General features: G+C 72.5%; 15 protein-coding genes. 8 read left to right on the top strand and 7 right to left on the bottom strand.

Annotated elements, in window-relative coordinates; translation table 11 throughout:
* Positions 1-36 precede the first annotated feature (36 nt).
* The 3 genes from OG974_RS31185 to OG974_RS31175 all read left to right on the top strand — a co-directional run bounded on the left by OG974_RS31185 (position 37) and on the right by OG974_RS31175 (position 2,490).
* Entirely contained in the window at positions 37-597 is a 561-nt protein-coding gene (locus OG974_RS31185) for a dihydrofolate reductase family protein (protein WP_331735132.1), read from the top strand.
* A gap of 185 nt (positions 598-782) precedes the next feature.
* Positions 783-2,099: a serine/threonine-protein kinase gene (locus OG974_RS31180; RefSeq protein ID WP_328765541.1), complete on the top strand. Its 1,317-nt coding sequence runs from the start codon at positions 783-785 to the stop codon at positions 2,097-2,099.
* Positions 2,092-2,490, top strand: coding sequence for a hypothetical protein (locus OG974_RS31175; RefSeq protein ID WP_327286241.1), 399 nt, complete (start codon positions 2,092-2,094; stop codon positions 2,488-2,490). Before OG974_RS31180 ends, OG974_RS31175 begins: the two co-directional genes overlap by 8 nt.
* 260 nt (positions 2,491-2,750) lie before the next feature.
* On the opposite strand, the gene OG974_RS31170 is transcribed toward OG974_RS31175, so the two are convergent.
* Both OG974_RS31170 and OG974_RS31165 read right to left on the bottom strand, forming a co-directional pair.
* Positions 2,751-3,614 carry an alpha/beta hydrolase gene (locus tag OG974_RS31170; protein ID WP_328765540.1) on the bottom strand — a complete coding sequence of 288 codons (864 nt, stop codon included), beginning with the start codon at positions 3,612-3,614 and terminating at the stop codon, positions 2,751-2,753.
* A complete protein-coding gene (locus OG974_RS31165; protein ID WP_327286239.1) occupies positions 3,611-4,204 on the bottom strand; it encodes a TetR/AcrR family transcriptional regulator in 594 nt (197 codons plus the stop codon). Before OG974_RS31165 ends, OG974_RS31170 begins: the two co-directional genes overlap by 4 nt.
* A 240-nt stretch (positions 4,205-4,444) precedes the next feature.
* Here OG974_RS31165 and OG974_RS31160 point away from each other — a divergent pair, with 240 nt between their 5' ends.
* From OG974_RS31160 to OG974_RS31150, 3 genes are all read left to right on the top strand, one after another.
* Positions 4,445-4,948: a hypothetical protein gene (locus OG974_RS31160; RefSeq protein WP_327286238.1), complete on the top strand. Its 504-nt coding sequence runs from the start codon at positions 4,445-4,447 to the stop codon at positions 4,946-4,948.
* Positions 4,949-5,097: 149 nt separating this feature from the next.
* Positions 5,098-5,442 carry a MazG-like family protein gene (locus OG974_RS31155; protein ID WP_327286237.1) on the top strand — a complete coding sequence of 115 codons (345 nt, stop codon included), beginning with the start codon at positions 5,098-5,100 and terminating at the stop codon, positions 5,440-5,442.
* Complete coding sequence (locus OG974_RS31150; RefSeq protein WP_327286236.1) at positions 5,439-5,930, top strand: NUDIX hydrolase; 492 nt, start codon at positions 5,439-5,441, stop codon at positions 5,928-5,930. The genes OG974_RS31155 and OG974_RS31150 overlap by 4 nt, the downstream gene beginning before the upstream one ends.
* Positions 5,931-6,048: 118 nt before the next feature.
* Here OG974_RS31150 and OG974_RS31145 read toward each other — a convergent pair whose 3' ends face one another.
* A complete protein-coding gene (locus OG974_RS31145) occupies positions 6,049-6,522 on the bottom strand; it encodes a nuclear transport factor 2 family protein (protein WP_331735128.1) in 474 nt (157 codons plus the stop codon).
* Between the two features lie 123 nt (positions 6,523-6,645).
* Here OG974_RS31145 and OG974_RS31140 point away from each other — a divergent pair, with 123 nt between their 5' ends.
* A complete protein-coding gene (locus OG974_RS31140) occupies positions 6,646-7,218 on the top strand; it encodes a helix-turn-helix domain-containing protein (RefSeq protein WP_328765537.1) in 573 nt (190 codons plus the stop codon).
* A 55-nt stretch (positions 7,219-7,273) separates the two neighbouring features.
* Here OG974_RS31140 and OG974_RS31135 read toward each other — a convergent pair whose 3' ends face one another.
* Complete coding sequence (locus OG974_RS31135; protein WP_327286233.1) at positions 7,274-8,026, bottom strand: PIG-L deacetylase family protein; 753 nt, start codon at positions 8,024-8,026, stop codon at positions 7,274-7,276.
* Between the two features lie 240 nt (positions 8,027-8,266).
* Here OG974_RS31135 and OG974_RS31130 point away from each other — a divergent pair, with 240 nt between their 5' ends.
* Entirely contained in the window at positions 8,267-8,827 is a 561-nt protein-coding gene (locus OG974_RS31130; protein WP_327286231.1) for a pyridoxamine 5'-phosphate oxidase family protein, read from the top strand.
* Positions 8,828-8,873: 46 nt separating this feature from the next.
* Here OG974_RS31130 and OG974_RS31125 read toward each other — a convergent pair whose 3' ends face one another.
* The 3 genes from OG974_RS31125 to OG974_RS31115 all read right to left on the bottom strand — a co-directional run bounded on the left by OG974_RS31125 (position 8,874) and on the right by OG974_RS31115 (position 12,580).
* Positions 8,874-9,689, bottom strand: coding sequence for a methyltransferase domain-containing protein (locus OG974_RS31125; RefSeq protein ID WP_329316777.1), 816 nt, complete (start codon positions 9,687-9,689; stop codon positions 8,874-8,876).
* A 57-nt stretch (positions 9,690-9,746) separates the two neighbouring features.
* A complete protein-coding gene (locus OG974_RS31120; RefSeq protein WP_327286229.1) occupies positions 9,747-10,394 on the bottom strand; it encodes a histidine phosphatase family protein in 648 nt (215 codons plus the stop codon).
* 137 nt (positions 10,395-10,531) lie between these two features.
* Positions 10,532-12,580: a calcium-binding protein gene (locus OG974_RS31115; RefSeq protein WP_331735125.1), complete on the bottom strand. Its 2,049-nt coding sequence runs from the start codon at positions 12,578-12,580 to the stop codon at positions 10,532-10,534.
* Between the last annotated feature and the right edge of the window lie 44 nt (positions 12,581-12,624).

Below are 12,624 nucleotides of genomic sequence, written 5' to 3'. Positions count from 1 at the left end.
TACGTACCGGTGAGCATCGACCGGAGGGACGTCATCGTGAGCGTCATCGTCATCGAATTCATCACCCTGGACGGGATCGTCACCGACCCGGACGGATCCGCGGGCACGCCGACCGGCGGCTGGGCGTTCCGCCACGGCCCCGAGACCGTCGCCGGAGACAAGTTCCGGCTCGGCAGCCTGTTGGACGAGGGGGTCATGCTGCTGGGGCGCACCACCTGGCAGCTGTTCTCGCGGCTCTGGCCGGGACGCGAAGACCCGTTCGCCGCGCGGATGAACGCCGTGCCGAAACTGATCGCCACCCGTACCCTGACGGACGTCTCGGGGTGGGCGAACTCGCAGGTCATCGACGGCGACCTCGTCGAGGCCGTCCGGCGTGAGCAGCGGGACGTCATCATCACCGGCAGTCTGAGCGTCGTGCACGCCCTGATGGCCGAAGACCTGGTCGACGAGTACCGGCTCCTGACCTTCCCCACCGTCCTCGGCACCGGAGAACGCCTCTTCCCGGCCGGCGGCCCGCCCGCGTTCCTGGAGTGCACGTCGTCCGGACGAACGGGCGCCGCCGTCCTCTCGCAGTACCGGAGGGCAACTCCACGCTGACCCGCGCCGGGGTACTGCCGTTCGTACGGGCGCACGCGGTCGCCCGAGCGCAGGTTGTGGGGTCCGCCGAGTGGCAGGCCGTGCGGTCGGCCACCCCTTGCCGAAAACAGCCCTTACCCACCCCGCCCGACCGGGGTAGAACAGAGTGCTCGTTCCGAGCCGCGCCGATTGCCACGAGGGGGACCATGGCGCAGGAAAGGCGTGAGGGGTCGTTGGTCGGCGGTCGCTACCGGCTGACGCACCGGCTCGGGCATGACGTGCTGGGCGGTACGTGGGTGGCCCTCGACGTGCTCCTGCAGGTCGAGGTGGACGTCCGGGAGGTGCGGCCTCCGGACGGGGTGCTGGAGGGCGCGCGCGGGGAGTGGCCGGTGCTCGCGATGCGCAGGGCCCGTACGGTCGCGCTCCTGCGCGATGACCCGGACATCGTGGCCGTGCTCGATGTCATCGCAGAGGACGACGCCCTCTGGCTGGTCACCGAGCGCATGTCGGGCCGCTCCGCGGACGAAGACCTCAGGATGCACGGCCCGATGCCCGCTCCCCGAGCCCGACAGGTCGCGGGAGCCCTGCTCCGTGCGCTGGCCCGCGTACACGCGGCGGGGATCGTGCACCTCAACGTGACGCCTTCCAGTGTGGTGCTCGACGACACCGGTCGGGTGCGACTCACCGGTTTCCACCTGTGGGTGCTGGGCCCATCGGATCTGGCCGTCGGCGTTCCCGACTACATGTCTCCCGAGCAGTTGGAAGGCGGTGCGCCGGGTGCGGAGAGCGACCTGTTTTCGCTGGGGGCGACGCTCTACGACCTCACCGAAGGCGTCGGACCGTTCCGGCGGGACACCGCGCAGGCCACCGTCGCGGCGGTGAGGGGCGAAGACCCTCCCCCACCACGACGGAACCCCGCCCTCGCCCCGCTGATCAGCGGCCTGTTGCACCGGGACCCGTCCCGACGCTTGACGCTGTCCGCGGCGCAGCTCCTCCTCGACCCCGTTGGTCCCGACTACGCTCGCGCACCTGCGGCCGCCTACGCCGCCCCTGCCACCGCGCCAAGTGCGAGTGCCGCACCGCCGCCACCTGCCGCCTACGCGCCGACTGCGTCCCCGTACCGGGGCCGGCGGAGCACGATCGGCACCTCCGCTGTGCCGGCCGGGGTGGTGTTGCTGCTGGCGGCTCTGGTGTGGCTGTCGTCCGTCACGGACATCAGCCACGAGGACGTGTCGGCGTTCCTCGGGGCGGTGGTGCCATGGGCGGTCTTCGCGCTCGGGCTGGGTTTCCTCGGCACGCAGGTGAGCACCGCGGTACAGCTCGCAAGACCGCCGGCTCACGCAGATGCACCGGGGACGGGGCCCTTGCGGTGGGTGGCGCCGCCGGCCCGCTGGTCCCGGGAAGAACGGACGGTGCGTCGTGCGGCTGCCGAGAGAGCGATCGACGAGGAACTGCTGGGCCTGGACCGGCTGACGGCAACGCTCTCGCCGGGCAGGGACGAGGACGGGGGCACCGATGTCTGAGCACGAGCCGGGACGTCCGGTACCGCCGCCGGAGACGCCGCACGCGGGCGACTACGAACCAACGGCGTTCATCGCGCCGCCCGTCGGCGTCGTGCCGTCGTTTCCCGATGCCGACGAAGCACGGAAGTGGCAGGGCATCGAAGCCGACCACCTCGCGTGGCGGCGCCAACTGGTAGAGCGTCAGTTGCGGCAGGAGCGGCTTGACCAGTGGGTGGGCTACGGGTTCCGCCTGCTGGAGTACACGATCGTCATCGGCTTCGGTCTGGCGTTCGCCTGGTTGGGCTTCTACTCGGTGGACCACAAGGCGTCGCTACAGGCGGTGCCGTTGGTCAGCGGAGGCGTCGCCGGGCTGGCCGGGGCGGTGCTGGCGGTACGCAACAAACGGGGGTGAGCTGCTTGCGTCGCAGTGGGAGCGTGGGTGTCCTCGGCATGGCAACCGGGAAGACGGCTCGTACGAGCAAGGTGCAACCGGGCCAGATGGCGGGTGCCGTACCGCCCCTGCGCGCCAACGTCCCGTGGTCGCATGCCCGGCTGTTCGTACTGACGCATCCGGCTCCGCCGGTGAGCGGGCGGATGCTGTCGTTGGACGGATCCGGATGGCCCGGGGCGACGGGTCCGGCGAGCAACCCCATTGTCAACGAGGGTTCGGGGTTACGCGTCGAAGGTCCTGCGGAGCAGGGCGGTGAACTCGGCGGGGTGCGTGGTCACGCCCGTGTGGCCGCCGGGGAAGTGCACGAGGTCCGTACCGAGGCGCTCGGCCAGGAGCGCGGCCGGGCGGTACGGAAGTTCGCCGCGGGAGTCCTCGCCGCCGGCGAGTACGAGCCGGTCCAACACCGTCGCCAGGCGGTGGACGTCCGGGGCGTGGCCCATGAAGGCGGGCACGATGCGTCCCAGGAAGTACGGCAGGTTCGCCATCGTCCGCTCGGCCCGGGCCGCCGCCCCGGGCGGCAGCTTGAGATCGGCCTGCGGGGTGGGCCGCGGCGTCGACGGCGTGTCGCCGTCTTCCGCCTTCAGGCCGGCCGCGAACTCGGCCATCGCCGGCATCAGTCCCCCGGTGCGGAACGTCTCCTGCACGCGCGCGAGGAACGCACGGTGTGCGGGGGCTTCCGGCAGGACCTCCACCAGCGGCGGTTCGTGCGCCACCAGGCGCCGTACGCGCTCGGGACGGGTGGCGAGCAGGTGTAGCGCGGCGATCGCGCCCGAGCTGGCGCCGAACACCCGCGCGGGCTCCGCCGGCGAGAGCAGGTCCAGGATCCGCAGCGCGTCGTCGGCGTGCTCGGCCACGCTCTGCTCGGCCTCGGGGTCGTCGAGCGTGCTGCGGGACATGCCGCGCGGGTCGTAGGCGGCGACGGTGTATCCGGCGGCGGCCAGGTCGTCGGCGATGCCGTCGAAGGAGGCCGCGCCACCCGATCCGCCGGGGACGAGCAGCAGGAGCGGGCCCTGGCCGCGTACTTCGTAGTGCAGGGTCGCGCCGTTCACGCGCAGGCTGCCGAGGGTCGGGGTCGGGGCGGTCATGCGGGGTCTCCTTCTTCGTACGGGGGCCAGTGCTCCAGGAGGGTGTGCAGGGCGTCGAGGGCGCGGAGCCAGGAGCTCTGCGGCGAACGCTGGTGCGCGAACCCGCCCGCGGCCTCCAGGGCGACGAACCCGTGGAACGTGCTGCGCAACAACCTGACCGCATCGGTCAGATCGGGCTCGGCCAGTCCGTAGCCGCGCAGCATGCCGTACGTCAGCTCGACCGCGCGCCGCGGTCCGGGCGCCCGTGCGGCCAGTACGGGGTCGATGTCGATCGGGGTCTGGGTCGCCGTGTAGCGGCCCGGGTGCCGGTGGGCGTACTCCCGCCAGGCGTTGGCGAACGCGACCAGCGCGTCCTTGCCCGCCAGCCCGGCGGTGGCCTCCGCGATGCGGATGGTCTTCTCGTCCGCCGCCAGCAGCGCGATCCGTCCGCGCAGGTCCTCCAGGTTGCGCACGTGCGAGTAGAGGCTCGCGTCCTTCACGCCGAGCCGCCGCGCCACCTGAGACATGGTCACGCGGTCGAATCCGACCTCGTCCGCCAGTTCGGCGCCCGCGGCCGTCACGCGCTCCGCCGTCAGCCCTGCCCGCACCATGCGCCGTCGCCTTCTGTTCGTCCAACCAACCTAGGAGCCCTAGTTATAACCTAGGGGCTCTAGGTTTTCCAAGCGCCCCTGCGGGGGGGCGGATGGGCTCCGCACCGCCACGCCGCGTCCCCGGACGCTCCTCCGGACGGGGAAGCCGGTTCCTGCCCCGGGGCGACATCTTCCGCCCACCACGGTTGGGATCTTCGACATGGCAAGAGCCGGAGTCCCCGCGTGACCTGAGGAGCACTGATGACCACCGTCGAGGAGTCGCCGCGGCACGGATGGCGTGGTGCGTGGCGGGCCGCTCACGTGCCCCTCGCCGGAGCACCCCCCTCGGCCCGGCTCGTCGCCCACGCCATCCCGTTCGCCGTCCTGCCGTCCGGCGTCTGGCGGATCGCGACCGTCGTGTTCGCCATGGCCGGCGACGGCAGGCACCATGGCGCCGCGGACACCACGGCGGGCCTGCCCACCCCGGTGTACGTGACCCTCCTGTCGGTCCTCTCCGAACTCCTCGCGTTCGCCGCCGTCGGTCTCATCGCCCCGTGGGGCGAGGCCTTCCCCCGCTGGGTGCCGGTCCTGCGCGGACGTCGGGTGCCGCTCCCGGACGACTTCCCCACCATCGCGCTGCACGGCTGGCGCCTCGGCTCCTTCCTCGCCGCCTACGCCCCGCTCCTGCTCTGGGGACCGCTCCTCGGGCTCCTGACCGTCGCCTACTGGCGCCGGCGCCGTACCCCACCAGCCCCGCGCCCCTGAGGACTTGATCCCGCGGCAGGCGCCCGACGCCCCCTGGGGAACGGTGAGGGCGCAAGGATGACCTCCTCGGTGGACGTCCGGGCATCCCGGACGCCCCCCGTTCGTTCACAGGGCCGGGACCGAACGACAGCCGGACGAAAGGAACCACCGTGGAGAAGAACGCCTGGGCGGTGACCGGGGAGCTCGCCGCCTTCCTCGACGAGGCCACCGCCCATGTGCCCGCCGAGCAGCGCCGGGTGCTGCAAGTGCTCAAGATCGGGGAGGAGTTCGGCGAGGCCGCCCAGGCCGTCATCGGCGCCACCGGCACCAATCCCCGCAAGGGCCGTTCCCACTCGTGGCAGGACGTGGAGTCGGAGGTGTGCGACGTACTGGTCACGGCGATGGTCGCGCTGCACCGGCTCGGCGTCGAGGACCCGGCCGCGCTGTTCACCGCGCACCTGGAGAAGACCGCCGCCCGGACCCTGGCCGCCACCACCCCCGCCCGGGAGGCATGACCGTGTGGATTCCCCGAGAGGAGTGGATCAAGACGCTCCCGCAGACGATCGTGGCGTCCTGCGTGTTGATGCTGGACCGTGACGACCGCGTCCTGCTGCTCCGGTACGGCCCCGGCCAGCCCGCCTCCGGACAGTGGTGGCTCCCGGGCGGAATGCTCGACCACGGCGAGGACCCGTGGGCGGCGGCGCGGCGGGAGATGCGCGAGGAGACGGGGGCCGAACTGGACGACGTACCGCGGCTGATCGGCATCGACCACCGCGCCGACGTCGAGAACACCGGCCCCGTGATCGACTACTTCTTCCACGGCGGCATCCACACCGGCGAACGCCCCGTCCGGCTGAGCGCCGAGCACGACCGCCACGCCTTCAAGCACCTGGACGACCTGCGGGACACCCCGCTCGCCGCCCACCTCCAGACCCTGACCGCCCTGCACGCGGCCGCCCGGTCCGGCACCGCGGTCTACCTCCGCGAGGGACGCCCCTCATGACCCCGCACACCTGGACGACCCGACCCCCGGCCGGGGCTCCGCCGATTCCCTGACCTTGACGGACGAGCTCCCCGCACACCGAGCCGGTGTGCGGGGCGCCGGGCCCGTCTCCGGCGGATCACGTGTCCGATCGGCCTCGTCCCGCCGGGACCGGGGCGGCCTCCAACGCCTGGACCAGTTGGGGCAGGTGGCCGCCCGCCACCACGAGGGCCAGGTGGTCGTGGAAGTCCCGACTGCTGACGATCAGTCCGTGGCGGACCCGCAGTACCTGGATGTTGGCGGTCTCGAAGGTCCGTCCGGTAGCCCGGTGGTCCACCCGGTAGTCCCACTCGGCGACCACCACCTCCGGGTCATCGGTCTCCCGAATGACCACGTTCACCGGGGTCAGTTCCACGGGCGAACCCGCGGAGACTTGCGCGAACCGCTCGGCGAGCACGGCCCGGCCCTCGAACCTGCGCGGCCCGACCGGCTCGAAGACGGTCTCCACGACCGTGTCCTCTGCGTAGAGTGCGGCCAGCTCCGAGTACCGACCCGCACCGATGGTCTCCAGCAGCTTCTGGGAAACCTCTCGCGGTGACAGCGTTTTGGGCATGATCAACCTCCGGCAGGATCAGCAGTAGAATCGGACTAGCGGCTCCGTTTACAACGATACGGACTGGCGACTCCGGTTGTCCAGGGAGTCATGCCGTCGCCGGCGAAGGAAGGCGGAACAGGGATGAGTGGCGCACAGGAGCGCCCGCTGCGGGCGGACGCGGCCCGCAACCGGGCCAAGGTGCTCGATGTCGCCACGGAGGTGTTCACCACCCGCGGCGTCGGCGTGCCGACCGAGGAGATCGCAAGGGCCGCCGGGGTCGGCGTCGGCACGCTCTTCCGGCACTTCCCCACCAAGGAGGCGCTGTTGGAGGCGGTGATGGTGCGCAGGCTGGAGGAGATGGCGGCCATGACCGCGCAGCTGGCGGACCAGGCCGATCCGGCCGACGCCTTCTTCGCTTGCTTCCGTCTGGTGGTGGAACGGTCGGCGGGCAAGAACGAGTTCGCGCAGGCGCTCGCCTCGGCCGGTGTGGACGTGCACGCAGCGCTGCGGGAGTCGACCGAGGAGATCCAGGCCCGGCTCGCCGGCCTGCTTACCGAGGCCCAGCGGGGCGGGGTGGTCCGCCCGGAGCTAAGCCTGCCGGAGCTACTGGCGCTGCTGGTCGGTACGGGCGCCATGATGGAACAGCTCGGCGCGGACCCGGCGGCCCGGGAGCGGATCTTCGAGGTGGTCTTCGACGGGCTACGGCCCCGCTGACCGGCCCCTCGGGGCGGGCCCCTGAACGTCGGGGGGTGCCCCCGACCGCGATGTGTCAGGCCCGTCCCGCCGTGGGGGCGAGGTCGTGGCGGACGTACCACTCGGTGCCCATGACCCGCCTTTGGACCTCGGGCGCGAGCGCGGCGATGCGGCCCGGGGCGGCGCCCCGCTCCACCTCGCTGCGGTGGGCGGCGATGGCCGCAAGCTTCTGCTCGACCCAGGGGCTGACGTCGACGGCCGTGGCCGTCTCGTCCGGTACGGAGTACGCACTCGCCACGGCCCCGTCGGGTCGGAGGAGGTATCCGCCGAGGGCCCGGGCGGCCGAGTGGGGGTGGGTCGCGAGGCAGAGGGTCGACGGTTGCCAGGGGTTGCCGGCATCGGGGTAGAGCCTGCCGAGACCGGCCGCGTGGACGGCGATGACCGCGAGCCGGTGGGCGTGGATGTGGTCCGGGTGCCCGGTCAGGCCTCCGTAGCCGTCGTGCGTGATGACCACGTGCGGCCGGAACTCCCTGATGTGGGCGACCACGGCACCCACCGCCTCGTCCAGCGGGGCCTCGCAGAACCGGGACCGGCCGGGGGCCGAGGACGGGACGCGGGCATCGGCGTAACCGAGCAGCCGGGGCGCACCGGCGCCGAGGATCGCAAGCGCACGGGCCAGTTCGCCGACCCGTCCGGTACCCGCCGCCCACGTCCCGGTCAGGACTGCGGTCCGGGCCCCCGCAGCGGCATGCCGGGCCAGGACGCCGCCTGCGGAAAGGGCTTCGTCGTCGGGATGCGCGAAGAACGCCAGAACGCTCGGCATCGACATGCCGCATCACCCTCCAGTCAGTCGCACCGCACACGACCAGCACGGGAAGTCTGCGACGTATGCCGCCCGCTGAAACAAGCCGCGGTTGCGGCGGGGCGCGACGCTTGCGGCGGCCGGTCGCACGGAGGGGTGTGGCGACCTCGACGATCCCCTGGTCAGGCAGGCAGACGGGCGAAAGCGGGGGCCTGGTGGTTTCCGCGGGGGCGGCCGGTCGTTACGGGGAGAGGAAGGAGGTCCGCCATGACAGTGCAGGGACCCGCGAAAGAACCCACGGCGACCGAGCTCGACGCACGCTACAGCTCGGCGCTGAATCCCCGCCCGGGGGCCGAGGACGTCACCGCCACCGACTGGGCCGAGGCGCAGCGGCAGCTGGGGGCCGCCGAGATCTTCTGGTTGTCCACGGTGCGAGCCGACGGCCGGCTGCACGTCACTCCCGTGATCGCCGCCTGGCACGAGGGGGTGGTGTACTTCTCGACCGGCGCGGAGGAACAGAAGGCGAGGAACCTCGCTCACGACGGGCACTGTGCGCTGACCACCGGGGGGAACTCGCTCACCGAAGGGCTCGACCTCGTGGTCGACGGCAGGGCCGAGCCGGTTGCCGATCCGGCGGTGGTGGAGGAAGTGATCGCGGCGTACGAGGCGAAGTACGGGGCGCACATCACCTCGCCCGAGGGCACCTTCCACGGGATCGGGGACGCGATGCGGAAGGGGAACGTGGTGGTCTTCGCGGTGACGCCGACCACGGCGTACGGCTTCGGTCGGGACAACGGCGTGTACACGCACACGCGGTGGACGTTCTGAGCGGAGCGGCCGACCGGCCCGCGAAGGCACGGCCGGCGGGCCGCCGTCACGGGCGGCGGCCCCGGGCGGAGATCATCGGGGAGGTGGTGAGGTCGAGGCGGCCCGACGTGACGGTTGCGAGGTGCCGGTCGATCTCCTCGTCCGTGGCGAGGCCCGCCGCCACCAGTGCGCCCCGCACCTGTCGGACCGTCGCCGCCTCCAGGACGTCGCAGGCCACGGACGTGACGGGGAAGTAGGCGTCCGCGGTGACGTCGGTCAGCCCCGCCTCCCGCAGCAGCCGGGGCAGCTTGCGTCCGTAGGCCAGGTCGACACCGCGAGCCGCCAGCAGCGAGCGGAATCCGGCGCGCAGTCTGTTGGCCAGGGCCTGTTCGGGGCCGTACTCGTCCAGGCAGATCAGCGGCTGCGACGCCGGATCGGCGTCTTCGAGCAGCAGCCACCCGCCCGGCCGCAGGGCGCCGGCCATCGCGCGCAGGGCGTGTTCCCGGTCCGCCACGTGTACGAGTACCAGCCGCGCGTGTACGAAGTCGAAGCCGCTGCCCGGCGGGGCGTCCCGGCCCACGTCGTGGCGCAGCACCTCGATGACGCCTCCCGCGGCCCGTGAGGCCCAGGAAGTGTCGATGTCGGTCGCCACCACCCGTCCGGTCCGTCCGACCCGGTCGGCCAGCCACGTCACCACCGAGGAACCGCCCGCCCCGACCTCCCAGCACTGCCACCCCGGAGCGATCCCGAGGTCCTCGATGTGCCGGAAGGTCGTGGGGTCGAAGAGCTCGCCGAGCGCATCGAAACGGGTACCCGCCTCGGGTCGTGCGTTGTCGAGGAGGTAGCCGCCGTCGTTGCCCGGGTCCGGTGCGGAGCGCGTCATGAGGGGATTCTCCCCCGGTGAGCCCCGCAGCCGGGGCGAGTGGGGCGATGGCGGGCCTCAGGCCTGGAGCTCCGGCGGGAAGTCGGTCCAACGGAGGCTTTCGGGGAGGTGGCGCATGTCGTTGTAGAAGAGCACGGAGGCGGGCCGGTCGGGGGAGTACCGGATGACCGTCAGCGCCGCGTTGGCCTGGTTGAGGCCCATCCAGCGCCAGTTCGGCGCATCGAGGGCGGCCCGGACGAGCCAGCCTATGAGGAAGTTGTGGGTGACGATCAGCTCATGGCGCGGTGCGTCACCGTCGACGGGGCCCGTGAAACGGGCGACGGCCGCCCGCGCCAGCGCCGGGCCGCCCTCCCGCTCCTCGGCCGGGAACCGGGCCAGGTGCGCCAGCATGCGGTCGGCCGAGACCGACGGCAGTTCCTCCCTCTGCGGGACGTACGGGATGTAGTCCCCCGCCAGCTTCGACTCCTCCAGCGGTACGTCGTCCAGCTGGGCGCAGATCAGGCGCGCGGTCTGCGCCGCTCGGGGAAGCGGGCCGTGGTACACGGCACAGAGAGGACTGCCCGCGAGCCGCTCGCCGAGCAGGGTGGCCTGCCGGCGCCCGGCGTCCGTCAGCTCGCTCTCGTCGTCCGAGGCCTGGCCGTGCCGGGCGAGGTAGAGGTAGCGGGCGGCTGTTCCGACTTCGGATCCGGTTTCGGTTCCGGTCATGGAGGGGTCCTCCGTCAGCGTCTGTGATCTTGTGGACACTCGGGGGGACGCCGGTTTTGGCCCTGCGGTTTCACGTCGGATGCGCGAGGGCCGTCGCCGTGGGGACGGCGACGGCTCTCCTCTGCGCCGGCGGTCGCTCAGGGACAGCTGATGCGGGTGTCGCCCGGGTCAGTGGTGCAAGTGTCGCTACCGGGGCCGCCGTTGGCGGTGTCGTTGCCCGCGACGCCGTCGGTGGTGGTGAGGCGGTCGTTGCCGTAGTAGCCGGTCAGGACGTCGTTGCCCGGGCCGCCGTTCAGGGTGTCGTCGCCGAAGCCGCCGTCGATGTTGTCGTTGCCTTCGCCGCCGTACACCGTGTCGTTGCCGTAGCTCGCGCGCACGGTGTCGTTGCCGCCGAGGGCGCAGATCACGTCGTTGAAGTAGCCGCCGGTCAGCGTGTCCGCGCCGCTGGTGCCGATGATCGTGCAGCCGCGTGCGTTGTTCACCGAGGTGGTCGCGGTGGCCCTGTTGTTGGCGGTCGCCGGGTCCTGCTGGGTGGCGGTGACGGTCGCCGTGTTGGTGAGCGTTCCGGTGGCCCGCGGCTCGGCCGTCACCGTGACCGTCGCGCTCGCGCCCGGTGCCAGGGAGCCGAGGGCGCAGTTGGCCCCGGTCGCCGTCGTCGTGCAGGTGCCCTGCGAGGGGGCGGCGGAGGTGGGGCTGGCGCCGGCTCCGGAGAGCGTGTCCGCCAGGGTGACGCCGGTCGCCGTCGCGGTGGAGGCCGCCGAGTTGGAGACCGTCACCGTGTACGAGGCGCGGTCGCCGATGCTCACCGTGGCCGTACCGGTCTTCGTCACCGACAGGTCCGCGCTCGGCGGCGGGGGCGGCGGCGTACCGTCGCCGCCCTGGTAGCGGGCGAGGGCGAAGGCGAAGCCCGCCCCGTAGCCGGACGCGACGATGTTGCCGTCCGGCTGTACGAGCACCCCGCGCGCCTCGTCGTAGTCCCCGAAGCCCGTGACCGCGAAGCCGTCGCCGCTGAAGCCCGTGTCCACGGCGCCGTTGGGGTTGAAGCGGACCAGCCCGAAGTCGTTGGCCTCGGAGCTGTTGGGGTAGTCGGCCCGGCCCGCGAGGACGATCTTCCCGTTCGGCTGGAGCGCCATGGCGTTCGCGGTCCCGCCGTCGCCGGGGAAGGCGACGGAGGTGCGCCCGCCGGTGCCGAAGCCGGTGTCCGGGCTTCCGTTCGCGGTGTAGCGCAGTAGGGCGATGCCGGCGCCGCCGTTGCCCGCCGCGACGATCTTTCCGTCCGGCTGGACCGCCACGGCGTTGCCGAACTCGGTGCCGCCGAAGTCCGCGGTCACCATGCCGTCACCGCTGAAGGAGGTGTCGAGGCTGCCGTTCGTGTTGTACCGGGCCACGCCGATGTCGAAGGCGGTGTTGCCCACGTACCCGACCGAGACGATCTTGCCGTCCGGCTGGAGGGCCATGCCGCGGGCGGTGCCGCCCGCGTCCTGGGGCGAGGCGGGCGTGAACCCCGCGACCACCGCGCCGTCACCGCCGAGGGTCGGGTCCAGGTTCCCGCCGCTGTCGAGGCGGACCAGCGCGAAGCCTCCGCCGGCGCCCTTGCCCGCGGCGATGATCTTGCCGTCGGGCTGCACCGCCACGTCCGCGCCGTCAGCGGAGCCGCCGAACTCGTCGACCCGCACGAGGCCGCCGTCGCCGAAGCCCGTGTCCAGGCTGCCGTTGGTGTTGTAGCGAGCCACCGAGAAGAAGCAGCAGCCGCCGCCCTCCTCCGCGATCACCTCGGTGGTGCCCGCCACGACGATCTTCCCGTCCGAGGGCTGGATCGCCACCGCGTTCGCCGAGTGGCTGCCGCCACCGAAGTCGCTGGTCACCGTACCGTCCCCGGCGAAGCCGGAGTCGAGGCTGCCGTCGGTGTCGTACCGGGCGAGTGCGAAGCCGCCCTCGCTGAGGCCCACCACGACCAGCTTGCCGTCGGCCTGCCGCGCGATGTCGTGGCCTTCCGCGTAGCCGGGGAAGGAGGTGGTGACCCGGCCGCCGGTCCCGAAGGCCGGATCCAGATCGCCGGGTGCGGCCAACGCCGTTCCGGGCAGCGCGAGTACGAGCGCGAGCATCGTGCCGAGCACGGCCGGCACCCCGGCCGTCCTGCCCGGCCCGCGACGCCGCGGCGCCGGTCTCAGGTGTGCGTGGGTCATGGGCGTACGAACCTCCGGACTCGCGGGGGTGTGCAGGGAGCAGC

The sequence above is a fragment of the Streptomyces sp. NBC_00597 genome, from assembly GCF_041431095.1.
In the GTDB taxonomy this organism is placed as follows: Bacteria; Actinomycetota; Actinomycetes; order Streptomycetales; family Streptomycetaceae; genus Streptomyces.
This window is presented reverse-complemented; position numbering and strand designations above follow the sequence as displayed.